Below are 20,656 nucleotides of genomic sequence, written 5' to 3' on the forward strand. Positions count from 1 at the left end.
GGGCGGCGTTCGGCGGCCGGCAGGGCAAGGAGGACAACGTCCTGGCCAATCCGACGGCGCAGCCCGACGGAACCCTGAGCGCCTACCGCTTCGACAATGCGCGCGAGGACACGGTGTGGTCCGGCGACATCGGCGTGCGGGCCGACGTGACCACCGGGCCGGTGGGGCACCGACTGGTGGCCTCGGCCTCGCAGGTTCAGTCCAAGTCCAGGAACGCCTACGCCTTCTCCAACTTCGCGGGCTTCGCCAACAACCTTTATGATCCCGTCTTCGTCGCCCCTCCGGCGCCGGACTTCTTCGTCGGCGGCGACCTGGACGATCCGGGCGTGACCGAGCGGGTCAAGACGTCGTCCGTTGCGGTCGCCGACATGCTGAGCCTGTTCGACGGCCGCCTGCTGGCCACGATCGGCGCCCGCTACCAGGAGATCGAGACCAAGTCCTACGACTACAACACCGGCGCGCTGGGCTCGTCCTACTCCAGCGATGCGATCACGCCGGCCTTCGCCCTGGTGTACAAGCCGTCTGGTGCGATCTCGCTCTACGCCAACTACGCCGAGGCGCTGGCGCCGGGCACGACAGCGCCGGCGGTGGTGAACGGCGTGCCGGTCGTCAACGCCGGGGAGGTGCTGGAGCCCTATCGCGCCGAACAGATGGAAGTCGGCGCCAAGTACGACGCCGGGTCGTTCGGCGGTACGCTGAGCGTCTTCCGCACCACCCTGCCGTCCGCCTATTTCGATGCCGACACGGCGATCTACAGCGATGGCGGCGAACAGGAGAACCAGGGCGTCGAGCTGACCGTCTTCGGCGAGCCCGTGACGGGCCTGCGGCTGATCGGAGGCGCGACCTGGCTGGACACCGAGATCAATCAGTCGCTGAACCCGGCGCTGGAAGGCAAGTCGGCCATCGGCGTGCCGGACTTCCAGATCAACGACAACGTCGAATGGGACGTGCCGGGTCTGGACGGCCTGACGCTTGAGGGGCGGGCGGTCCATACCGGCTCGCAGGCCGCAAGCGCCGACAACACGGTCGAACTGGACAGCTGGACCCGCTTCGACGCGGGCGTCCGCTACGCCTTCGAGGCCGGCGGCAAGCCGCTGACGGTGCGGGCGCGGGTGGAGAACCTGGCGGACGAGGACCAGTGGGTCGCCGTCGGCGGCTATCCGGGGTCGAAATACCTGACGCTGGGCGCGCCGCGCACCTATCGCCTGTCGATCTCCGCGGAGTTCTGAGCCGGATGAAGACGCGGACGATCCGCGCCTGGTCCTGGGTTCACAAGTGGTCGAGCCTGGTCTCGACCCTGTTCCTGCTGATGCTGTGCCTGACCGGCCTGCCGCTGGTCTTCACCCATGAGCTGGACGAACTGCTGCTGGGCGATCAGGCCGCGACGGGCGACATGGCGGCCCCCCGCCTGAGCCTGGACCGGGTGCTGGCGATCGCCCTGGAGCGCAAGCCGGGCGAGGTCCCCGCCTTCATGAGCTTCGACGAGGACCGGCCGGTCGTGAATGTGACCAGCGTCGATCCCGCCGGGCCGGCCGGGCGCTATTCGTTCCAGCCGATCGACCAGACCACGGGAGCGGCCGCGCCGCCGGTGGCGGGCCATCCGGTCATGGAGTTCCTGCTGCAGCTGCACACCGACATGTTCCTGGGCTTGCCGGGGATGCTGTTCCTGGGGGCGATGGGGCTGCTGCTGGTCGTGGCGGTGGTGTCGGGGGTGGTGCTCTACGCGCCCTTCATGAGGCGGCTGCCCTTCGGCACGGTGCGCGTGAAGAAGGCCGCGCGGACGCGCTGGCTGGACTATCACAACCTCTTGGGCGTGGTGACCGTCGGCTGGGTGCTGGTGGTGGGCGTGACGGGCGTGGTCAACACCCTGGCGACGCCGATCCTGGCCTATTGGAAGGAGACGGCGCTCAAGGAACTGACCGCCGCCTACGACCATCCGGCGCCGGTGGGCGAGCGCAGTTCCCTCGATGCGGCGGTGGCGCGAGCGCGCCAGGCCCTGCCAGGGATGCAGCTGCAGTTCGTGGCCTTTCCGGGGACCGACTATTCGACCGATCACCACTATGCGGTGTTCTTCCACGGCGACACGCCGCTGACCACGCACCTGACGACGCCGGCGCTGATCGACGCCCGCACCGGCAAGCTGGCGGCGGTGGCCGAGACGCCCTGGTATGTGAAGACCCTGTCGCTGTCGCAGCCGCTGCATTTCGGCGACTACGGCGGGATGGCGCTGAAGATCCTTTGGGCCCTGCTGGACCTGGCGACCATCGTCATCCTGGGGTCGGGACTCTACCTGTGGCTGGGCAAGCGGCGGAAGCCGGCATGAGCCGCCATCATCACGCCAATCGCAAGGACCTGAGCCTGTGGGCGGTGTTTCGCGCCCCGATCATGCTGTTCGCCCTGAGCCTGACCGGCCTGGTCGGCGCCCTGCTGGAGGACGGCGCATGGGACGTGATCGGTTCGGCCCTGCTGGCCTCAACCGTCTTGGCGACAGTCTGGGCCCTGGTCAGATCGAGAAGCTGACGCCGCAGCCGCAGCTGGAGGCGGCGTTTGGGTTCTTGACCACGAACTGGGCGCCGGCCAGTTCGTCGACATAGGCGATCTCGGAGCCCTTCAGGAAAGGGATGGAGACCGGGTCGATCAGGGCGGCCTGGCCGTCCGTCTCGATGCGCAGGTCGTCGTCCTCGGCCGTCTCGACCAGGTCGAACCGGTACTGAAAACCCGAGCAGCCGCCGCCGTCCACCGCCACGCGCAGCATCAGGGCCTTGCCCTCGGCCGCACCCAGTTTCGCCAGACGCTTGGCGGCGCTGGCGGCCAGGACGATGCCTTCCGGCGCGCGCGGCGCGACCGAGAAGGCGGGTGTGGACGGGTCTGTGGATTGGACGGTGCTCACGCCTGTCTATATGAGGCGGGCGCGGGCGTTCGCAAAGGGCCCGCCTTCAAAGTTGATGACGTGAGCCAGACGCCCAGAGCCGCCACCGCCGAGCTGCCCGAGCTGACGAAGGGCCGCCGCTTCTTCGAACCGCCCAGCCGCACGCGCACGCCCTTCGCCCGCGACCGCGACCGCATCATCCACGCGACCGCCTTTCGCCGCCTGAAGGAAAAGACCCAGGTTTTCGTGGCGCACGAGGGCGATCACTACCGCACCCGTCTGACCCATTCGCTGGAGGTGGCGCAGATCGCGCGGTCGCTGGCCCATGCGCTGGGGCTGGACGACGACCTGGCCGAGACCGTGGCCCTGGCGCACGACCTGGGCCATCCGCCCTTCGCCCACGCCGGCGAGGACGAGCTGGTCATCCAGATGGCCGATCACGGCGGCTTCGACCACAACGTCCAGAGCTTCCGCGTCGTCACCGAGCTGGAGAAGCGCTATCCACAGTTCGAGGGGCTGAACCTCAGCTGGGAGACGGTCGAGGGCGTCATCAAGCACAACGGGCCTGTGGCGCACCGGCTGGACGAGCCGGCTTGGTCGGTGGTGCGGCCCTATCGCCAGGGCGGGGAGGCGGACTGGGACCTGCGCCTGGGCACCTTCGCCTCATTGGAGGCCCAGTGCGCGGCCATCGCCGACGACATCGCCTATAACAACCACGACGTGGATGACGGGGTTCAGGCGGGATTGTTCACCCTGCACGACCTGGCGGAGGTTCCGCTGATCGGGCCGATCCTGGCCCAGGTGCGCCGCGACTGGCCCGGCATCGACGAGCGTATGCTGCGGATCGAGGCGGTTCGGCGAATGATCGGGGTCATGGTCGAGGACGTGCTGGCCGAAACGGCGCGGCGGATCGAGGACGACCGGATCGGCTCGACCGAGGACGTGCGTCTGGCCAGGCGGACGATGGTGGACTTCTCGCGGCCCATGCACGCCGACCTGGCGGTGCTGCGCAAGTTCCTGTTCGAGCGGATGTATCGCCACTACCGCGTGAACCGCACGCGCAGCCAGGCGCGGCGCGTGCTGTCGCAGTTGTTCGAACTGTTCATGGCCGAGCCGGAGGTGATGCCGCCGGAATGGGGCGCGCCGGCCCTGACCGAGGACCGGACGCGCCGGGCGCGCGCGGTGTGTGACTATATCGCCGGCATGACCGATCGTTACGCCATCGAGGTGCACCAGAAGCTGTTCAGCCTCGACCTGGCGCTCGATCTGTGATTCGAAAGCGCGGGGCGGCGGGTTAGGATGGCGGATCGGCGCACCGATTCGCGCCGGCTTGAGACGGCGGAGCGCCCCATGTCCTTCGATGACGACAACCGACCCGGCCGCGGCGCCTATACGCCGCCGACTGACGACGATCTGCCCTTCCGCCGCAACAGCTTCGATCCGCGCGACGGCGGCCGCCGCGTGGGCGGGGGAGGCGGACGCACGCCGCCGGTGACCCTGATCGTCAGCGCGGCGGTGCTGCTGCTGCTGATCGTCGCCGTGATCTTCTTCTATCGCTCGGGCCTGCGCGCCTCGACCGATGCGCCGCCGGCGGTGGGCCAGCCCGTGGGCGAGATGAAGTCCGCCGCCCCGATCGACGCCCAGCCGATCGATCCCGCCGAAGGCATCCGCGTCTATCGCGACGAGGCGACCGAGACGACCGACGCGCCGATCACCTTCACCCCGCCGCCGGAAGCGCCCCAGCCGCGGCCCGCCGCGCCGCCCGCCGCCGCGCCGACCGGCCAGGGGCTGGCGCCGGCCGCCCCGGCGACTTCGACCACGCCGACGCCGCGGCCGACGACGCCCGCCGCGCCGGCGCCGACCGCGCCGGCCGCTGCGCCCGCCGCGACCGGGGGATCGGCCTCGGTCCAGATCGGAGCCTTCTCTTCCACCGAGATCGCGGACCGCGAGTACGCCGCCGTGGCGGGCCGCTTCGGCCAGTACGCCTCGGGCGCCCAGAAGAGGGTGACGGAAGTGACGACCTCCAGCGGGTCGACCCTGTACCGCACCGCCTTCGCGGGCTTGTCTCGTGAGCGGGCGACCGCCTTCTGCAACGCCCTGAAGGCGGCGGGCCGGGACTGCATCGTCCGGTGACGGCTGCCGCCATCTACGGCTGCGTCGGGCATCGGCTGACGGAGGCGGAAAAGGCCTTCTTCGCCGAAGTGCGGCCGTGGGGCTTCATCCTGTTCCGGCGCAACATCGACACGCCGGACCAGGTGCGGGCGCTGACCGACGAGATGCGCGCCGTTCTGGGCGATCGCGACGCGCCCATCCTGATCGACCAGGAGGGCGGGCGGGTCCAGCGGATGGGGCCGCCGCACTGGCCGAAGTATCCCCCTGCCGACGCCTATCTGAAGACGGCGAACGACCTGGACGCCGCGCGGGAGACGGTCCGGCTGGGCGCTCGGCTGATGGCTCATGACCTGCGCGAGGTGGGGATAACCATCGACTGCGTGCCTGTGCTGGACACGCCCGTGCCCGGCGCCCACGACATCATCGGCGACCGCGCCTATGGCCGCGATCCGCAGACCGTCGCCCTGCTGGGCCGGGCGGCGGCGGAAGGGCTGCTGGCCGGCGGGGTGCTGCCCTGCATCAAGCACATGCCGGGACACGGCCGCGCCTTCGCCGACACGCACAAGGCCCTGCCGACGGTCCATGCCGACTTGGAGACGCTGGACGCCTGGGACTTCGCGCCGTTCAAGGCGCTGTCGGACATGCCCATCGGCATGACGGCCCACATCGTCTTCACCGCCATCGACCCGAAGCGCCCCGCCACGCAGTCCAAGGCCGCCATCCGCCTGATCCGCGAGCGCCTGGGTTTCAAGGGGCTGCTGCTGTCGGACGACCTGGTGATGAACGCCCTGTCCGGCAGCCTGACCCAGAGGGCGCACAAGGCGCTGAAGGCGGGCTGCGACGTCGTCATCCACTGGAACGGCGACATGGACGAGATGCGCCAGGTCGCCCAGGGGGTGGGGCCGCTGAAGGGCGGGGCGCGTCGCCGCGCCGAGGCCGCGCTGGCGCGGATCGTGCGCGCGCCGGAGCCGCTGGACCCCGTGGCCGCGCACGACCGCTTTTTCCGCACGGTGGGCGGACGGCTGGACGCCGCCAAGGGGCCGGACGTCGGGGAGGCGCAGGCGTGATCCGCACGGCGCGGCCTCAAGTAGCGCAAGGCGCGACAGGCCCAGAGAATGTCTGAAGCGTTTCAGCCCAATCTGGATTTCAACGCCGAGGAGGTCGAGGACCGCGAGGCCTTCGTGGTCGACCTGGACGGATACGAAGGCCCGCTGCACGTCCTGCTGGCCCTGGCGCGGACGCAGAAGGTGGATCTGCTGAAGCTGTCGATCACCCAGCTGGCGGAACAGTATCTGGCCTTCGTCCACGAGGCGCGGCGGCGCAACTTCGCCCTGGCGGCGGACTACCTGGTGATGGCGTCGTGGCTGGCCTATCTGAAGTCGCGCCTGCTGCTGCCGCGCACCGACAAGGGCAAGCCGGAGGATCCGCCGGCCGAGGAGATGGCCGCGGCCCTGGCGTTCCGCCTGCAGAAGCTGGAGGCGATGAGGAAGGCGGTCGAGCAGCTGATGGCGCGGCCCCAGCTGAAGCGCGATGTCTTCACGCGCGGCGACCCGGAGGCGACGGTGATCGTCCCTTCCGACCGCATCGACGCCAGCCTGTACGAACTGATGAGCGCCTATGTGGCGCAGCGCCGTCGCGAGGAGGCCCGGCGCTACGCCCCCGGCCAGCGGGTCGAGGCCTTTCCGCTGGAGGCCGCGCGCGACTGGCTGCGCGAGATCATGCCGAAGCTGGCCGAATGGACCCCGCTCGAGAGCGTTGCGCCCCATCGTAAGGACGAGGACGGACCCAGTCAGGCCAGCTATACGGCGTCCACCCTTTCGGCCAGTCTGGAGCTGGTCAAGGAGGGGGCGATGGACATTCGGCAGGCGCAGGCGTTCGCCGACCTTTATCTGAAGCGGCGCGGTCCCGGGCAGGCGCTGGAGCTGACGCCGTGAGCGACCTGTCTTTCCAACCCGACGAGGCCGAGATCGAGCGACGGGTGGAGGCGCTGCTGTTCGCCGCCGCCGGGCCGTTGAGCGCCGCCGAGATCGCCGCCCGCCTGCCCGAGAACTGCAATGTGGCGCGGGCCCTGTCCGGCTTGCGCGCGCGTTATGAGGGGCGCGGGGTCGAGCTGGAGTGCGTGGCCGACCGCTGGCGTTTCCGCACCGCGCCGGACCTGGCCTTCATGATGACCCAAGAGCGCGAGGAGCCGCGCCGCCTGTCCAAGGCCGGGTTGGAGACCCTGGCCATCATCGCCTACCACCAACCCGTCACCCGCGCCGAGATCGAGAGCGTGCGGGGCGTCAGCCTGTCGAAGGGCACGCTGGACCTGTTGCTGGAGATGGGTTTCGTGCGTCTGAGGGGGCGGCGGCGAACGCCCGGTCGGCCGGTGACCTACGCCACCACGGACCGCTTCCTGGAGCATTTCGGCCTGGCGACCCTGTATGACCTGCCTGGCGTCCAGGAGATGAAGGCGGCGGGTCTGCTGGACCTGTCGCTGCCGGTCGGGTTCGAGGTGCCGGACCCCACGCGGGCGTCCGAGGCCGACGACGAGGATGGGACCCTGCCGCTGGAAGATGAAGCGCCCGAGTTCGCCCAGGACTTCGTCGGCGAGGACCGCTGAAGCGGTTCAGGCCGTCAGCAGGCGGGGCAGTTTGAAGGTGACGGTCTCGCGCGCGCCGGCGTCCTCGCTGACGACGGCGTCGAAGCGGGCGGCGATGGCCTCGACCAGGGCCGCGATCAGGGGTTCGGGCGCCGAGGCGCCGGCGGTGACGCCGACGGTGTCCACGCCGTCGAACCAGGCCCAGTCGACCTGGGAGGCGTCATCGACCAGCCGGGCGTCGCGGGCGCCGGCGCGCATCGCCACCTCGACCAGCCGGGCCGAGTTGGACGAGTTCTTGGAGCCGACCACCAGCACCAGCTCGCAGCCCTGGCCCAGGGTCTTGACCGCCTCCTGCCGATTGGTGGTGGCGTAGCAGATGTCTTCCTTGTGCGGGTCGGGCAGTTCGGGGAAGCGGCGCTTGAGCACCTTGAGGATGCCGGCGGTGTCGTCGACCGACAGGGTCGTCTGGGTGGCGTAGGCCAGCGGCTGGTCGCCGGGGCGCTCGAACCGCTCGGCGTCTTCCTCGGTCTCGACCAGGCTGATGGCGCCCGGGGGCAACTGGCCCATCGTGCCGATCACCTCGGGGTGACCGGCGTGCCCGATCAGGACGATGTGGCGCCCGGCGGCGTGATGGCGCTCGGCCTCGACATGGACCTTGGACACCAGGGGGCAGGTGGCGTCCAGGAACAGCATCTCGCGAGAGCGGGCCGTCGCCGGCACCGACTTGGGCACGCCGTGGGCCGAAAAGACGACCGGCCGGTCGTCGGGACATTCGTCCAGTTCCTTGACGAAGACCGCCCCCATCGCCTTCAGCCGCTCGACCACATGGCGGTTGTGGACGATCTCGTGACGCACATAGACCGGGGCGCCGTACTTCTCGATGGCGCGCTCGACGATCTGGATGGCCCGGTCCACCCCGGCGCAGAAGCCGCGCGGCGTCGCCAGGCGCACGGCGATCGGGCGGCGTTCGGGCGAAGGAGGCGGCACGTGGGCGTTCATGACCGCCAACCTAGTCCTTCCCGGCTCGACCCGCCACGGCGTCGGGCGGCTCAAGGGCGGGATTCTCACATAATGGAGAGCGACGCTTCGTCACGTCGGCCCTGTGGATGAAGAAAACCGAATATAGACAAAGTCTTAAGTCTTATGTCGCGCGCCTTGACCTATCGGCCGCTCACGATTAGTTTCCGCGCCGAATTCAGACCCGCCCGGACGCACCGTTCGGGCGCTGAGCGCACAGGCCCTGTCCCCTATGACGGAATCGCGTGAAGAGGCGATCAAACGCCTCCAGCAAAGCGCATCCGAACTGGAGGCGCGGACCACGGCGGAGAAATCCGCCGAACTGACCGGCCAGAAGGTGGCCGGGCAGGCCTACAAGATCATCGCCGAACTGCTCGGCGGGGTCTTTGTGGGACTGGCGTTCGGTTTCGTCGCGGATTGGGTCCTGGGGACCCGTCCGTGGGGTTTGATCGGCGGCGTCCTTCTGGGCTTCGCCTTGTCGATTTACATGGCGCGCCGTACGGCCAACCGGCTGATGGCGCAGGCGAAGGCGCAAGGGACCACGGCTCCGTCCGAACCCTATGTCGAAGCCGGCGAAGACGAGGAACGATAAGGCTCTATGGCCGATCCGATTCATCAGTTTCAGATCCAGAAGGTCATCGACCTTCCCGACGTGACCTTGCCGGTGCTGGGCACGGTGGACCTGGCGATCACCAACTCGCACATCGCGATGACGGCCGCCTTCGTGGCGATCGTCGGCTTCCTGGCCGCCGTGACCTCGAACGCTCAGGTGGTGCCGGGCCGTCTGCAGGCCGCCGGAGAAGGCGTGTTCGGCCTGATCGACAACCTGGCGGATTCCATCATCGGCCACGACGGTCGCAAGTATTTCCCGTTCGTGTTCACGATCTTCCTGCTGATCCTGGGCATGAACCTGCTGGGCCTGTTCCTGACCTTCACGGCGACGTCGCAACTGGCCATCACCGCCACCTTCGCGCTGATCACCTTCGGCCTGGTGCTGGTCGTCGGCTTCGCCAAGAACGGCCTGGGCTTCTTCAAGCTGTTCTGGCCGATGGGCGCGCCGCTGCTGCTGCGCCCGGTGGTGGGCCTGATCGAGTTCGTCTCCTTCCTGCTGCGGCCGATCACCCTGGCGCTTCGTCTGTTCGGCAACATGCTGGGCGGCCACGTGGCGCTGAAGATCTTCGCCGGCTTCGTCGTGTCGCTGGGCCTGCTGGGCCTGAGCGGCGGCGTGGGCCTGCTGGCCTTCCCGGTGGCGGCCCTGTCGCTGGGCATGGTCGTCGCGCTGACCGCGCTGGAGTTCCTGGTGGCCTTCCTCCAGGCCTTCGTCTTCGCCGTTCTGACCTGCATCTATCTGAACGATGTGGTCAACCTGGACCACGCCCACTAAGGGCCGGTTCAGCCTCTTCACCCCAACCACCAACGACTTTAATCTAGGAATACAATCATGGACGCTGAAGCCGCGAAGTACATCGGCGCTGGTCTCGCCACCCTGGGCATGATCGGTTCGGCCCTGGGCGTGGGCAACATCTTCGGCCAGTTCCTGGCCGGCGCCCTGCGCAATCCGTCGGCCGCCGCCGGCCAAGTCGGCAACCTGTTCGTGGGAGCCGCCCTCGCCGAAGCCCTGGGCATCCTGGCCTTCGTGCTCGGCATCCTGATGATCTTCGGCTGATATCAGCCGATACGGCGCGCGGGGTTCGCCTGCGCGCCGCTCATCTGATCCTGCAGTAGACGGTTCATGGCCAGCACCCACACCATCGACGCGGTCCCGCCTTCGGTCGAACGGGACCTGCACGCCGAGACGGCGACGCCCGGCGAGCACGGCTCGGGCGGCCTGCCGCAATTCCAGTTCGAGCACTGGGCCGGACAGATCGGCTATCTGCTGATCCTGTTCGCCGTCCTGTATCTTCTGGTGTCCAAGGTCTTCGCGCCGCGTCTGCGCAAGGTGATGGACGAACGGGCAGACACCATTTCCACCGCTGTCGCCACGGCGCGTCAGGTCCAGGCCGAAGCCGCCGAACAGGCCGCCCAGGCTCAGGCCGAGGTGGTCAAGGCCCGTGCCGATGCGCGGGCCGCCGCCGCCGCCGCCAAGGCGCGCGTCACCGAAGAGGCCAATGCGCGCCAGACTGCGGAAGAGGCGGTCGTCAACGCCCGCATCGCCGAAGCCGAGGCCGCGATCGGCAAGACCCGCGACGCGGCGATGTCGAACGTCTCCACCATCGCCTCCGACGCCGCGGGCGCCATGGTCGAGCGCCTGACGGGCAAGGGCGCGACGGCCGCTGAACTGGCCGCCGTCAAGGGAGCCGCCTGATGAACCTGATCTTCGAACACGGCATCTGGAATCTGTCGAACGCCGAGATCTGGGTCGGCGTCGGTCTGCTGATCTTCTTCGGCATACTGATCGCGGCGGGCGTGCCGAAGATGGCGGCCGCCCAGCTGGACGCTAAGGGCGCCAAGATCCAGGCCGACCTGGACGAGGCCGCGCGTCTTCGCGCCGAGGCCGAGGCCATGCTGGCGCAGATCCGCAAGGAAAAGGCCGAGGCCGAGGCGCAGGCCGCCGGTCTGTTGGCCGCCGCCGAGGCGGACGCGCGTCGACTGGAAGCCGAGACCAAGGCAAAGCTGGAAGAGACGCTGGCGCGTCGCCAGAAGCTGGCCGAGAACCGCATCGCCCAGGCGGAAGCCCAGGCGTCGGCCGAGGTCAAGGCCGCCGCCGCCGACCTGGCCGCCAAGGCCGCCGAGGATATCCTGGCCGCGCGTCTGGCCGGCCAAACCAAGGATCCGCTGTTGGATGCGGCCATCGCCCAGATCGGCGACCGGCTGAACTGATCGGCGGACCCGAACGATCAAAGGACCCCGGCGTCTCCGTCGGGGGCCTTTTTATGCGCCGGAGCGCGAGGTCAGTGGGCGGGGGCGCCGCCGATGATCGTGGCCCCACGCTTTTCACGCGCGACCAGGCGGGCGTAGACATTGCCCAGCACGATGCCGAACACCGCATGGGTGATCAGCAGCCAGGCCACGGTGCCGAAGCCCGCGCCGCTGGAGAAGGTGCGGTAGTCGCCCAGCATGAAGACGCCGAGCATCATCACCACCCAGGCGCCGACCGCGAAGACGATGCCCTTGGTCTCGGGCGTGTCCGTGGGCAGACGGGGGCACAGATAGCCGAACAGCGGCCCCAGGATGAAGACGCCGCTGAACAGGTGAATGCCCCATCCCACGGCCAGATTGCCCGGCATGCCGATCACGCTGGCGATGACGCCCTGGAAGGGGTCGAACCAGTTGAGGAACATGTTCGGGATTTCGAGCAGTGATGCCGCGATCGTGGCGAAGACGCCGGCGACCAGGCCCTTTTGTACGCGTGACATCATGACCTGAGCGCCTCCCAACGCTTGTTACGGTTCTCTGATAACGCGAAAGGGAGAATACGCCGGTCAGGCGCAGGGCGGGTTCAACTTCCCGTGGTTAGCACGCGCAGCACGACGAGCGCCGATTCACCGTTACGAACGGCGAAAAAGCCTTCTGAAAGAACGGCGAATTCGCTTACGCAACCGCACAAGACGGCGGCGCCGGCGCAGCACCATTTTTTCGGCCCGCAGGGCCTGCTGCCAGAAGACGGGCGCGATCTCGGGCTTGCGACGCATGAGTCGGCGGAACGGATAGACCCATTTCGGCCGAGCGTACTGGGCGCGGATGAACTGACGCTTGGCCCAGAAGGAGCTGCGCAGGATCAGCATCAAACCGACCGCGATCACTGGAATGCCGCCAGGGCCCGGCAGCGGCGCGATCAGTATTCCCAGCAGCACGACCAGAAGGCCGCCGGCCATCAGCGCCCAGCGCCGGGCGGTCCGCAGCAGGCGGCTGCGGGATCGGGCGGGCGAGGGCAGGGCGAGGGAGGAAGCGTAGGTCACGGAATACGGCAGGTGGGTAGGAGGGCGCCTTATGACAACGGCCGCCGCGGCCGTGCGATCCCTCGTCGGGAAAGGAAACGGCGGCCGTGGCGACCGCGCCACAGCCCTACGAAGGCGCTGCGTCGATGGCCGTCGCGTGTCCGACAGGTGAAGCTTTGGTCATGATCCAACAGAGCCGGCGCCCTGTGGTCTCGCCGCCACGCCCGATGCGGTCAGCCGTAACGGACGCCGGTCAGGCGCTCCGACTCGACCCACAGACGACGCGCAATGTCGGGGTCGAGCGCCGCCCGATCAATGCGCTGGGCCGGGCGGGCCGCGCATTTCCTGGATGCCCTGAGGACCGTAGTAGCCGCCCGGCGCGACATCGGGCGCGGTCGCGGCCATGAGAATGGGCTGCGCGCCCGCTGCGGCGGACTGGCTGAGAAGGGGCGTCAGCCACCGAAGGCCCAGACGCATCAGGCCGCTGGGGCCGCTCGACATCAGGCCTGTGCTGGCGAAACCGGGATGGGCCGCGACGCTGGTCAGGCCCCAGCCGTTCGCGTCGCTGCGCCGCTGCAGCTCGATGGCGAACATCAGCATGGCCAGCTTGGACTGCTGATAGGCGCTCCAGGGCCGATAGCCGGACGTCAGGTTAAGATCGTCAAGGCGGATGCGAGCGCCGCGGTGGGCGACGCTGGACAGCTGAACCACGCGCGCGCCGCCAGCGATCAGCAGCCGCGACATCCGCCCGACCAGGGCGAAATGGGCCAGATAGTTGGATCCCAACTGCATCTCGAACCCGTCGATGGTCGTCTCTCGGCGGGGTAGGGCCATGACGCCGGCGTTGTCGATGAGGATGTCGATAGGGCGTCCCTCGGCCGTCATCCGCTCCGCGAAGGCCTGAACCGAAGCCAGGGCCGCCAGGTCCAGCGCCTGGAACCGCACGACCGCACGGGGGTGTCGCGACCGAATCGCGACCTGGGCCCTGGCGGCCTTGTCGGGATTGCGGGCGGCCAGAACCACCTCGGCGCCCTTGGCGGCCAATACGCAGGCGGTTTCGAACCCCAGCCCTCCGGTGGCGCCGGTGACGACGGCCAGGCGGCCGGAGAGATCGGGGATGGCGTCTGGCGTCCAGGTCATCGCGCGACATTGCCGCGCGGGTTCCCGGCGAACAAGCCGTTGCGGCGCGGTCGGCATGGTCCTCCCCTCCGTGTGAAGGGGAGGATATCGGCGTCAGGCCGCCTGGTTGGAGCCTTCGGGCGCGGTCCAGCGCAGCACCGGCGAACGGGCGGCGCGGGTTTCGTCAAGACGACGCATCGGGGCGTGGAAGGGCGCGCCCTTGAAGCGGTCCGTGTCCCCCGACTTCGCAGCTTCAGCCAGCAGACGCATGGCCTCGATGAAGCGGTCCAGCTCGGCCTTGGACTCGGTTTCGGTCGGCTCGATCAGCATGGCGCCGTGGACGACCAGCGGGAAATACATGGTCATCGGGTGGAAGCCCTCGTCGATCATCGCCTTGGCGAAGTCGAGCGTGGTGATGTCCGTGCCCTTCAGCCATTCGTCGTCGAACAGCGCCTCGTGCATGCAGGGGCCGTCGGGGAAGGCGGCCGACATCAGGTCCGACAGGCGGGCCTTGATGTAGTTTGCGTTCAGCACCGCGTCCTCGGCGACCTGGCGCAGGCCGTCCGAGCCGTGGCTCATCATGTAGCTGAGCGCGCGGACATACATGCCCATCTGGCCCTGAAAGGCGCACAGGCGACCGAACGCCTGTTCGGCCTCGTCTTGCTCGCGCTCCACCAGGCGATAGCCGTCGGCGTCATGGATGACCCACGGGGCCGGGGCGAAGGGGGCCAGGGCTTCCGACAGCACCACGGGACCCGCGCCCGGTCCGCCGCCGCCGTGCGGGGTGGAGAAGGTCTTGTGCAGGTTGATGTGCATGGCGTCGACGCCCAGGTCGCCGGGGCGCACCCGGCCGACGATGGCGTTGAAGTTGGCGCCGTCGCAATAGAAATAGGCGCCCGCCTCGTGGGTCAGGCGGCTGATCTCCAGGATGTCGCGCTCGAACAGGCCGCAGGTGTTGGGGTTGGTCACCATGATGGCCGCCACGTCCGGCCCCAGCTTGGCGGCCAGGTCGGCGACGTCCACCCGGCCGTCGTCGGTCTGGGCCACTTCCACCACCGAATAGCCGACGAAGGCGGCGGTGGCGGGATTGGTGCCGTGGGCGCTGGTGGGCACCAGCACCTTGCGGCGTTGAGCGTGCTCGCCCTTGGCCTCGTGCGCGGCGCGGATGGCCATGAGGCCGCACAGTTCGCCGTGGGCGCCGGCCTTGGGCGACAGGGCGACGGCGGGCATGCCTGTCAGGGTCTTCAGCCAGTGGGCTAGGGTGTCCATCAGCTCCAGCGCGCCCTGTACGGTCGAGATCGGCTGCAGCGGGTGGATGTCAGAGAAGCCGGGCAGGCGGGCCATCTTCTCGTTCAGGCGCGGGTTGTGCTTCATCGTGCACGACCCCAGCGGATAGATGGCCAGGTCGATGGCGTGGTTCTTCTGGCTCAGGCGCACATAGTGGCGCATGGCCTCGGGCTCGGACAGGCCGGGCAGGCCGATCGGATCCTTGCGGACCAGGTCGCCCAGGTCGGAGGCGTCGCCCTTGGGTTCGGGCAGGTCCACGCCGGTCTTGCCCCAGCCCTCGCCCTCGAAGATCAGCGGCTCGTCCTGCAACAGGCCGCGGGCGCCGGTCAGGGTGGCGGGCTTTGCGGCGACGGCGTTGGGGGCGGTCGGGCGGCCGACGGTGTTCATGGTGCTCATTGGACGGCTGTTCCATCAAATATGCGAATGCCATTACAGGCAGCGTTTAAAATGTCGTCGTCGATTTGGTCAGGACGGATAAAGCGCCAAGCACTAGGTCGGCTTTCATCAAAATCGTCAGCTATGCCGGACCTATTTGTGCCTGAGTAACTTGCACCAGCCAACTGACGTTGTTGTCGGGTGTCGCAGCGGTATTCATGAAGCAACATCATCGATCGGAAGCCAGCTGCCTCCGCGCCCTCTTCTGAGAAGATTTCAATGTGGACCCATGCCTTCACATTTGATCCGATACGGACGAGCGAGCCAGAGTCCACCCAAACCGCCATCGACGTGTTGATTGTTGCTAGCTTGTCAAACTCTTCTGACGGCACGTTCTTCTGAATCCAGTCGAAAACCGGTCTCCAGTTGCCCTCACCGTTTCCGATTATGGCGTCCGAGATCAATGCGGGCTGATCGGGGCTATCGGTTTGCGCATTTGCCAACGTCGTTAGGCATAGACCTAAGACGCCGGTGCAAGTGGCAAGTCGTCTCTTCATCCAACCAGCACTTTTGAAAGGCTCTTCGCCAAAATCTGGATGTCGGCATCCAGGGTCGTCTCGGTCGCGGCGACCAGCAGGACATCGTCCATGCCGGCGTCGGGGGCCAGGCGGCTGTAGGGCACGCCAGCCAGGACGTGATGGGCGGCCAACTGATCCACGACCTCGGCCGCGTTCTTGGGCAGGCGCACCGCGAACTCGTTGAAGAAGCGGTCGGTCAGGATTTCGACGCCCGGAATGGCGGCCAGGGCGTCACGCGTGGCGACGGCCTTTTCGTGGTTCAGCAGGGCCAGCTTGCGCAGGCCCGTCTCGCCCAGCAGGCTCATGTGGATGGTGAAGGCCAGGGTGCACAGGCCCGAGTTGGTGCAGATGTTCGAGGTCGCCTTGTCTCGGCGGATGTGCTGCTCGCGCGTGGACAGCGTCAGGACGAAGCCGCGCTCGCCGTCGGCGTCCACAGTCTCGCCGGTCAGGCGGCCGGGCATCTGGCGGATCAGCTTCTCGCGCGTGGCGAACAGGCCGACGTAGGGGCCGCCGAAGTTCAGGGCGTTGCCGATCGACTGTCCCTCGGCCGCGACGATGTCGGCGCCCATCTCGCCGGGCGACTTCAGCAGGCCCATCGACACGGCCTCGGTGACCACAACGATCAGCAGGGCGCCGGCGGCGTGGGCGGCCTCTGCGATCTTGGTCACGTCGGTGGCCGTGCCGAAGACGTTGGGGGTCTGAACCACGACGCAGGCCGTGTCGGGACCGATCTGGTCGATGACGGCGGTCTCGGCGTCGACGGCGGCGGGCAAGGCCAGGGTCTCGACGCCGACGGCGTGGACCACGGTCTCGGTCGCCTTGACGTAGTGCGGGTGGACGCCGCCCGAGATCACCGCCTTGTTGCGACGGGTCACGCGGGTCGCCATCAGCACGCCCTCCGCCATGGCGGTCGAACCGTCGTAGAGGCTGGCGTTGGCGACCGGCATCCCGGTCAGGTTCGCGACCTGAGTCTGAAACTCGTACAGATATTGCAGCGTGCCCTGGGCGATTTCCGGCTGGTAGGGGGTGTAGCTGGTCAGGAACTCCGAGCGCTGGATCACGTGGTCCACCGTCGCGGGAATATGGTGGCGATAGGCGCCTGCGCCGCAGAAGAAGGGGACCGCGCCGGCGACGGCGTTCTTGGCCGCCATCGCCGACAAGGCGCGTTCGACCTCCAGCTCGCCCGCCACGCGCGGCAGATCTACGGGGCGGTCCAGTCGTGCGGCGGCGGGAACGTCCACGAACAGGTCGTCGATGGATTCGGCGCCGATGGCGGCGAGCATCGCCGTGCGGTCGTCGGGCGTCAGGGGGAGGTAGCGCATCTAATGTTCCGCTCATCCCGGCGAAAGCCGGGACCCAGTGCTTTGGGCGATCGCTCGCAACGATCAAAGGCTGACGCTCATCCCATGCACCCTGCCCCGCGAAAGAACTGGGTCCCGGCTTTCGCCGGGATGAGCGGAAGGAAAGGTCAGAGGGTCTTGAGGAATTCGTCGTAGGCCGCCTGGTCCATCAGGCCGTCCAGTTCGGCGGCGTCCGAGACCTTGATCCGGGCGAACCAGCCATCGGCCTCGGCGGCCGAGTTGACGGTTTCCGGGGCCGTCGACAGGGCGTCGTTGGCCTCGACCACCTCGCCCGCAACGGGAGCGTAGACGTCCGAGGCGGCCTTGACGCTCTCGACCACGGCGAAGCTGTCGCCCTTGGAGACGGTCTTGCCGACCTCGGGCACCTCCACGAACACCACGTCGCCCAGCGCGTCGGCGGCGTGTTTGGAGATGCCGACGGTGGCGATGTCGCCGTCCAGGCTGACCCACTCGTGATCCTTGGTGAACTTCATGTCTTCTCTCCTGTCCCGTCACCCTCGGACTTGACCCGAGGATCGGATGTTGTGCGGTCCGTGCGTCGATGTCTTCGCACGAGCGGTTGATCGCCCGGCCCTCGGGTCAAGCCCGAGGGTGACGGGGTGGTGTTACGCCTTGGGCTTCCGGTAATAGCGTTGCGGCACGAAGGGCATGTCCACGACCTCGGCGGCGGCGGCCTTTCCGCGCACGATGACCTTCAGGTCGGTTCCCAAGGCGGCGAAGGCGGGCGGGACGTAGCCCATGGCGATGTTCTTGCCCAAGGTGGGCGAGGGCCCGCCGGAGGTGACCTTGCCGATGACGTTTCCGTCGGCGTCGGCGATCTCGGCGCCTTCGCGGGCCGGGGCGCCCTCCTTGACGATCAGGCCGACGCGGACGCGCGAGGGGCTGTCGGCCAGTTCCTTCAGGATGCGCTCGGCGCCGTTGAAATCGCCGCGTTCCCTTCGCGACTTGGACAGGGCGAAGGTCAGGGCGCCCTCGACCGGGCTGGTGGTCGGGTCGATGTCGTGGCCGTGCAGCGGCAGGCCGGCTTCCAGACGCAGGGAATCGCGGGCGCCCAGGCCGATGGGCTTGACGCGGGCGTCTTCCAGGATGGTGGTCCAGACGTGTTCGGCCTGATCCGCCGGGACGGAAATCTCATAGCCGTCCTCGCCGGTGTAGCCGGAGCGGGAGACGAAGCAGTCCACGCCAAACAGGATCAGGCGGGCGCATTCCATGAAGGCCATCTCGGCCAGAACCGGCTCGTGCGCGGCCATGACCTCGGCGGCCTCGGGGCCCTGAATGGCGATCAGGGCGCGGTCCAGGACCGTGAGCTTGGCGTCGCCCTCAAGGTTCGCGCGCCAGAAGGCGAAGTCCTCGTCCTTGTTGCCGGCGTTGACGACGACGAACAGGCCGTCGTGGTCGGGTCGGCCGGCCATCAGGTCGTCGATCACGCCGCCTTCGCTGTTCAGCAGCAGAGAATACTTCTGCTTGCCGGCCTTGAGGATCTGGTAGTCGCCCGGCACGAACCGCTCGAACTGGGTGATGGCGTCGTCGCCGGAGATGCGGCACTGGCCCATGTGCGACACGTCGAACAGGCCGGCGTGCTCGCGCGTCCAGCGGTGTTCGGCCAGGACGCCTTCGTACTGCACCGGCATTTCATAGCCGCCGAAGCCGACCATGCGGGCGCCCAGCGCCTTGTGCGCGGCGTTCAGGGGCGTGATCTTCAGCGTGTCGTCGGTCATTCGGACTCTCGGGGTCGCGGGTGGGAGCGGTCGCCCGCCGGTCTCGCGCCCCCGCTGTCCTGAAGCCTGAGAGATTCCGGCGGTCTGGGACCGCCTTGCTCCGTCGGCGCGCCATACGGCGGCTTTCCAGCGTCTATCGCGCTTCGCGGTCCTTTTGCCTGAGCGTTTCCGGGGCGGTTGCGCCTTCGGCGTCGCACCCGTTTCGCCAAATGGAGAAGGGACGCGATCTCTCCCGCGAGAGCGTCCGACCTAAGCCACCGACTCCGGGGCGAAGTCAAGCCGAACGGGTGGGGTCGGGAACGACATGGCGCGTGGCGGTTTCCCCTGCCGACACCCCTGCTCGAAACCCAGGAAAAAGAAAATGTCGATTATTGACAAGCTGTTCGGCGACTTCGACACGCCGCGCGACCATCCCGCCAAGCCCGACGCGCCGATGAAGAAGGTGCTGGACGAACTGGCGGCCCTGAACCCCAAGCCGATCGAGACCCTGTCGCCGGAAGAGGCGCGTCGACAGCCGACGCCGACGGACGCCGTGAAATCCCTGCTGCGCAAGGCCGGCAAGGATCCCGCCGACGACATGGGCGTGAAAACGACCGACATCGTCATTCCCGGCGCCGCCGGCCCCCTGAAGGCCCGCATCTACAAGCCCCACGAGCATTCCGAGGACAAGTTGCATCCCGTCGTGGTCTATTTCCACGGCGGCGGCTTCGTCATCGCCGATCTGGACGTCTATGACGGCGGGCCGCGCGGCGTGTCCAAGATGGCCGACGTCATCGTCGTGTCCGTGCACTATCGCCAGGCGCCCGAGCACAAGTTCCCGGCGGCGCACGACGACGCCCTGGCGGCCTATCGCTGGGTGCTGGACAACGCCCAGAGCTTCCACGGCGACCCGCAGAAGGTGGCTGTGATGGGCGAGAGCGCGGGCGGCAACCTGGCCGTCGGCGTGTCGATCATGGCCAGGGATGCGGGTCTGCCGGCCCCGGTGCACCAGGTGCTTGTCTATCCGGTCGCGGGCGTCGACATGGACAACGCCTCCTATGTCGAGAACGCTACGGCCAAGCCGCTGAACAAGCCGATGATGCTGTGGTTCGTGAAGCACATCTTCGAGAACGAGGGCGACGCTCAGGACCCGCGTATCAACCTGGTCGAGAACGCCGACCTCATCGGCCTGCCGTCGTCGACGGTGATCTGCGCCGAGATCGACCCGCTGCGCAGCGAAGGCGAGTTGCTGGCCGAGAAGCTGGAGCAGGCCGGCGTCGACGTTCGGCACAAGACCTTCCACGGTTCGACGCACGAGTTCTTCGGCATGGCGCAGGTCCTGCCGGACGCCATGGCGGCGCAGACCCTGGCCGCCCACGAACTGAAGCGCGCCTTCGGCACGGCCATCCTGCCGATCTGATCCGGGTGGGCGAAGAGACGCGAAAGGGGCGCCTTCGGGCGTCCCTTTTTCGTGCGCGGCGGTTGCCGCTCGGCGGTCGGCCCGCCATGAACGCTGAAACGACAATAGCTGCTCAGGATCCGCCATGACCGACCGCATCAGCCTGGACGATCACCTCAAGGCCTTGGATGCGCCGGAGGGTCTGAAGACGACGTTGCGCGTGGTGGCGCGGGCCTGTGTCGACATCCGCAAGGTGGTGGCGGAGGGGGCGCTGGTCGGCGCGCTGGGCGCCTCGGGCGCGGTGAATGTGCAGGACGAGGAGCAGAAGAAGCTCGACGTCATCTCCAACGACATCCTGACCGACGCTTTGCTGGCCTGTCCCG

24 protein-coding genes, 1 pseudogene and 1 riboswitch are annotated in these 20,656 nt (G+C 68.2%); of the genes and pseudogenes, 15 read left to right on the forward strand and 10 right to left on the reverse strand.

Annotated elements, in window-relative coordinates; genetic code table 11:
• The 3 genes from B2U11_RS06800 to B2U11_RS06810 form a co-directional block, all read left to right on the forward strand.
• Window positions 1–1,229, forward strand: a 1,229-nt coding sequence (locus B2U11_RS06800) for a TonB-dependent receptor (RefSeq protein ID WP_292070771.1), incomplete at its 5' end; no start/stop codon positions are given.
• Window positions 1,139–2,323, forward strand: coding sequence for a PepSY-associated TM helix domain-containing protein (locus tag B2U11_RS06805; RefSeq protein WP_292070772.1), 1,185 nt, complete (start codon window positions 1,139–1,141; stop codon window positions 2,321–2,323). The genes B2U11_RS06800 and B2U11_RS06805, both read left to right, overlap by 91 nt.
• Window positions 2,320–2,520, forward strand: coding sequence for a hypothetical protein (locus B2U11_RS06810; RefSeq protein WP_292070773.1), 201 nt, complete (start codon window positions 2,320–2,322; stop codon window positions 2,518–2,520). Before B2U11_RS06805 ends, B2U11_RS06810 begins: the two co-directional genes overlap by 4 nt.
• On the opposite strand, the gene erpA is transcribed toward B2U11_RS06810, so the two are convergent.
• The gene (gene erpA / locus B2U11_RS06815) at window positions 2,504–2,821 is read right to left on the reverse strand and encodes an iron-sulfur cluster insertion protein ErpA (protein ID WP_292070793.1); all 318 of its coding nucleotides are present in this window, start codon (window positions 2,819–2,821) and stop codon (window positions 2,504–2,506) included. The genes B2U11_RS06810 and erpA overlap by 17 nt on opposite strands.
• 129 nt (window positions 2,822–2,950) lie before the next feature.
• Here erpA and B2U11_RS06820 point away from each other — a divergent pair, with 129 nt between their 5' ends.
• The 5 genes from B2U11_RS06820 (at window position 2,951) to scpB (ending at window position 7,583) form a co-directional block, all read left to right on the forward strand.
• On the forward strand, window positions 2,951–4,141 hold the full coding sequence (locus tag B2U11_RS06820; RefSeq protein WP_292070774.1) for a deoxyguanosinetriphosphate triphosphohydrolase: 1,191 nt from the start codon (window positions 2,951–2,953) through the stop codon (window positions 4,139–4,141).
• A gap of 78 nt (window positions 4,142–4,219) precedes the next feature.
• The gene (locus B2U11_RS06825) at window positions 4,220–5,002 is read left to right on the forward strand and encodes an SPOR domain-containing protein (RefSeq protein ID WP_292070775.1); all 783 of its coding nucleotides are present in this window, start codon (window positions 4,220–4,222) and stop codon (window positions 5,000–5,002) included.
• On the forward strand, window positions 4,999–6,048 hold the full coding sequence (gene nagZ / locus B2U11_RS06830) for a beta-N-acetylhexosaminidase (protein ID WP_292070776.1): 1,050 nt from the start codon (window positions 4,999–5,001) through the stop codon (window positions 6,046–6,048). Before B2U11_RS06825 ends, nagZ begins: the two co-directional genes overlap by 4 nt.
• A 48-nt stretch (window positions 6,049–6,096) precedes the next feature.
• Window positions 6,097–6,915, forward strand: a complete 819-nt coding sequence (locus B2U11_RS06835; protein WP_292070777.1) for a segregation and condensation protein A — start codon at window positions 6,097–6,099, stop codon at window positions 6,913–6,915.
• On the forward strand, window positions 6,912–7,583 hold the full coding sequence (scpB, locus tag B2U11_RS06840; RefSeq protein WP_292070778.1) for an SMC-Scp complex subunit ScpB: 672 nt from the start codon (window positions 6,912–6,914) through the stop codon (window positions 7,581–7,583). The genes B2U11_RS06835 and scpB overlap by 4 nt, the downstream gene beginning before the upstream one ends.
• A 6-nt stretch (window positions 7,584–7,589) precedes the next feature.
• Here scpB and ispH read toward each other — a convergent pair whose 3' ends face one another.
• Window positions 7,590–8,561, reverse strand: coding sequence for a 4-hydroxy-3-methylbut-2-enyl diphosphate reductase (ispH, locus tag B2U11_RS06845; RefSeq protein ID WP_292070779.1), 972 nt, complete (start codon window positions 8,559–8,561; stop codon window positions 7,590–7,592).
• A gap of 250 nt (window positions 8,562–8,811) precedes the next feature.
• Here ispH and B2U11_RS06850 point away from each other — a divergent pair, with 250 nt between their 5' ends.
• From B2U11_RS06850 to B2U11_RS06870, 5 genes are all read left to right on the forward strand, one after another.
• Entirely contained in the window at window positions 8,812–9,171 is a 360-nt protein-coding gene (locus tag B2U11_RS06850) for an AtpZ/AtpI family protein (protein ID WP_292070780.1), read from the forward strand.
• A gap of 6 nt (window positions 9,172–9,177) precedes the next feature.
• Complete coding sequence (locus B2U11_RS06855) at window positions 9,178–9,963, forward strand: F0F1 ATP synthase subunit A (RefSeq protein WP_292070781.1); 786 nt, start codon at window positions 9,178–9,180, stop codon at window positions 9,961–9,963.
• 57 nt (window positions 9,964–10,020) lie between these two features.
• Window positions 10,021–10,245 carry a F0F1 ATP synthase subunit C gene (locus tag B2U11_RS06860; RefSeq protein WP_008261286.1) on the forward strand — a complete coding sequence of 75 codons (225 nt, stop codon included), beginning with the start codon at window positions 10,021–10,023 and terminating at the stop codon, window positions 10,243–10,245.
• A gap of 66 nt (window positions 10,246–10,311) precedes the next feature.
• A complete protein-coding gene (locus B2U11_RS06865; protein ID WP_292070782.1) occupies window positions 10,312–10,884 on the forward strand; it encodes a hypothetical protein in 573 nt (190 codons plus the stop codon).
• Window positions 10,884–11,399, forward strand: coding sequence for a F0F1 ATP synthase subunit B (locus B2U11_RS06870; RefSeq protein WP_292070783.1), 516 nt, complete (start codon window positions 10,884–10,886; stop codon window positions 11,397–11,399). The genes B2U11_RS06865 and B2U11_RS06870 overlap by 1 nt, the downstream gene beginning before the upstream one ends.
• Window positions 11,400–11,470: 71 nt before the next feature.
• On the opposite strand, the gene B2U11_RS06875 is transcribed toward B2U11_RS06870, so the two are convergent.
• The 8 genes from B2U11_RS06875 to gcvT all read right to left on the reverse strand — a co-directional run bounded on the left by B2U11_RS06875 (window position 11,471) and on the right by gcvT (window position 18,895).
• Window positions 11,471–11,938: a DUF6789 family protein gene (locus tag B2U11_RS06875; RefSeq protein WP_292070784.1), complete on the reverse strand. Its 468-nt coding sequence runs from the start codon at window positions 11,936–11,938 to the stop codon at window positions 11,471–11,473.
• A 129-nt stretch (window positions 11,939–12,067) separates the two neighbouring features.
• Window positions 12,068–12,394 (reverse strand): hypothetical protein, encoded by a 327-nt coding sequence (locus B2U11_RS06880; RefSeq protein WP_292070785.1) that lies wholly within the window; start codon window positions 12,392–12,394, stop codon window positions 12,068–12,070.
• 375 nt (window positions 12,395–12,769) lie between these two features.
• Window positions 12,770–13,597 (reverse strand): SDR family oxidoreductase, encoded by an 828-nt coding sequence (locus B2U11_RS06885; protein WP_292070786.1) that lies wholly within the window; start codon window positions 13,595–13,597, stop codon window positions 12,770–12,772.
• A gap of 93 nt (window positions 13,598–13,690) precedes the next feature.
• Entirely contained in the window at window positions 13,691–15,259 is a 1,569-nt protein-coding gene (gene gcvPB, locus B2U11_RS06890; protein WP_292070787.1) for an aminomethyl-transferring glycine dehydrogenase subunit GcvPB, read from the reverse strand.
• Entirely contained in the window at window positions 15,256–15,795 is a 540-nt protein-coding gene (locus tag B2U11_RS06895; protein ID WP_292070788.1) for a surface-adhesin E family protein, read from the reverse strand. Before B2U11_RS06895 ends, gcvPB begins: the two co-directional genes overlap by 4 nt.
• Entirely contained in the window at window positions 15,792–17,138 is a 1,347-nt protein-coding gene (gene gcvPA, locus B2U11_RS06900; RefSeq protein WP_292070789.1) for an aminomethyl-transferring glycine dehydrogenase subunit GcvPA, read from the reverse strand. Before gcvPA ends, B2U11_RS06895 begins: the two co-directional genes overlap by 4 nt.
• A 146-nt stretch (window positions 17,139–17,284) precedes the next feature.
• Window positions 17,285–17,650 carry a glycine cleavage system protein GcvH gene (gcvH, locus tag B2U11_RS06905; protein ID WP_292070790.1) on the reverse strand — a complete coding sequence of 122 codons (366 nt, stop codon included), beginning with the start codon at window positions 17,648–17,650 and terminating at the stop codon, window positions 17,285–17,287.
• Window positions 17,651–17,782: 132 nt separating this feature from the next.
• The gene (gene gcvT / locus B2U11_RS06910) at window positions 17,783–18,895 is read right to left on the reverse strand and encodes a glycine cleavage system aminomethyltransferase GcvT (protein ID WP_292070791.1); all 1,113 of its coding nucleotides are present in this window, start codon (window positions 18,893–18,895) and stop codon (window positions 17,783–17,785) included.
• A gap of 136 nt (window positions 18,896–19,031) precedes the next feature.
• Window positions 19,032–19,140: riboswitch (glycine riboswitch) on the reverse strand.
• A 116-nt stretch (window positions 19,141–19,256) separates the two neighbouring features.
• On the opposite strand from gcvT, the gene B2U11_RS06915 reads away from it, so the two are divergent.
• Complete coding sequence (locus tag B2U11_RS06915; protein WP_292070792.1) at window positions 19,257–20,294, forward strand: alpha/beta hydrolase; 1,038 nt, start codon at window positions 19,257–19,259, stop codon at window positions 20,292–20,294.
• 124 nt (window positions 20,295–20,418) lie between these two features.
• Window positions 20,419–20,656 (forward strand): annotated as a pseudogene (locus tag B2U11_RS06920) (fructose-bisphosphatase class I); the annotation flags it as partial.

The organism is Brevundimonas sp. UBA7534 (assembly GCF_002479325.1).
GTDB lineage: Bacteria > Pseudomonadota > Alphaproteobacteria > Caulobacterales > Caulobacteraceae > Brevundimonas.

Excerpts from the sequence above, each read along its gene's own strand:
- B2U11_RS06810 (WP_292070773.1), top strand. The coding sequence starts at position 2,320 with ATGAGCCGCCATCATCACGCCAATCGCAAGGACCTGAGCCTGTGGGCG.
- B2U11_RS06825 (WP_292070775.1), top strand. The coding sequence starts at position 4,220 with ATGTCCTTCGATGACGACAACCGACCCGGCCGCGGCGCCTATACGCCG.
- B2U11_RS06835 (WP_292070777.1), top strand. The coding sequence starts at position 6,097 with ATGTCTGAAGCGTTTCAGCCCAATCTGGATTTCAACGCCGAGGAGGTC.
- ispH (WP_292070779.1), bottom strand. The coding sequence starts at position 8,561 with ATGAACGCCCACGTGCCGCCTCCTTCGCCCGAACGCCGCCCGATCGCC.
- B2U11_RS06850 (WP_292070780.1), top strand. The coding sequence starts at position 8,812 with ATGACGGAATCGCGTGAAGAGGCGATCAAACGCCTCCAGCAAAGCGCA.
- B2U11_RS06855 (WP_292070781.1), top strand. The coding sequence starts at position 9,178 with ATGGCCGATCCGATTCATCAGTTTCAGATCCAGAAGGTCATCGACCTT.
- B2U11_RS06860 (WP_008261286.1), top strand. The coding sequence starts at position 10,021 with ATGGACGCTGAAGCCGCGAAGTACATCGGCGCTGGTCTCGCCACCCTG.
- B2U11_RS06865 (WP_292070782.1), top strand. The coding sequence starts at position 10,312 with ATGGCCAGCACCCACACCATCGACGCGGTCCCGCCTTCGGTCGAACGG.
- B2U11_RS06870 (WP_292070783.1), top strand. The coding sequence starts at position 10,884 with ATGAACCTGATCTTCGAACACGGCATCTGGAATCTGTCGAACGCCGAG.
- B2U11_RS06875 (WP_292070784.1), bottom strand. The coding sequence starts at position 11,938 with ATGATGTCACGCGTACAAAAGGGCCTGGTCGCCGGCGTCTTCGCCACG.
- B2U11_RS06880 (WP_292070785.1), bottom strand. The coding sequence starts at position 12,394 with ATGGCCGGCGGCCTTCTGGTCGTGCTGCTGGGAATACTGATCGCGCCG.
- B2U11_RS06885 (WP_292070786.1), bottom strand. The coding sequence starts at position 13,597 with ATGACCTGGACGCCAGACGCCATCCCCGATCTCTCCGGCCGCCTGGCC.
- gcvPB (WP_292070787.1), bottom strand. The coding sequence starts at position 15,259 with ATGAGCACCATGAACACCGTCGGCCGCCCGACCGCCCCCAACGCCGTC.
- B2U11_RS06895 (WP_292070788.1), bottom strand. The coding sequence starts at position 15,795 with ATGAAGAGACGACTTGCCACTTGCACCGGCGTCTTAGGTCTATGCCTA.
- gcvPA (WP_292070789.1), bottom strand. The coding sequence starts at position 17,138 with ATGCGCTACCTCCCCCTGACGCCCGACGACCGCACGGCGATGCTCGCC.
- gcvH (WP_292070790.1), bottom strand. The coding sequence starts at position 17,650 with ATGAAGTTCACCAAGGATCACGAGTGGGTCAGCCTGGACGGCGACATC.
- gcvT (WP_292070791.1), bottom strand. The coding sequence starts at position 18,895 with ATGACCGACGACACGCTGAAGATCACGCCCCTGAACGCCGCGCACAAG.
- B2U11_RS06915 (WP_292070792.1), top strand. The coding sequence starts at position 19,257 with ATGTCGATTATTGACAAGCTGTTCGGCGACTTCGACACGCCGCGCGAC.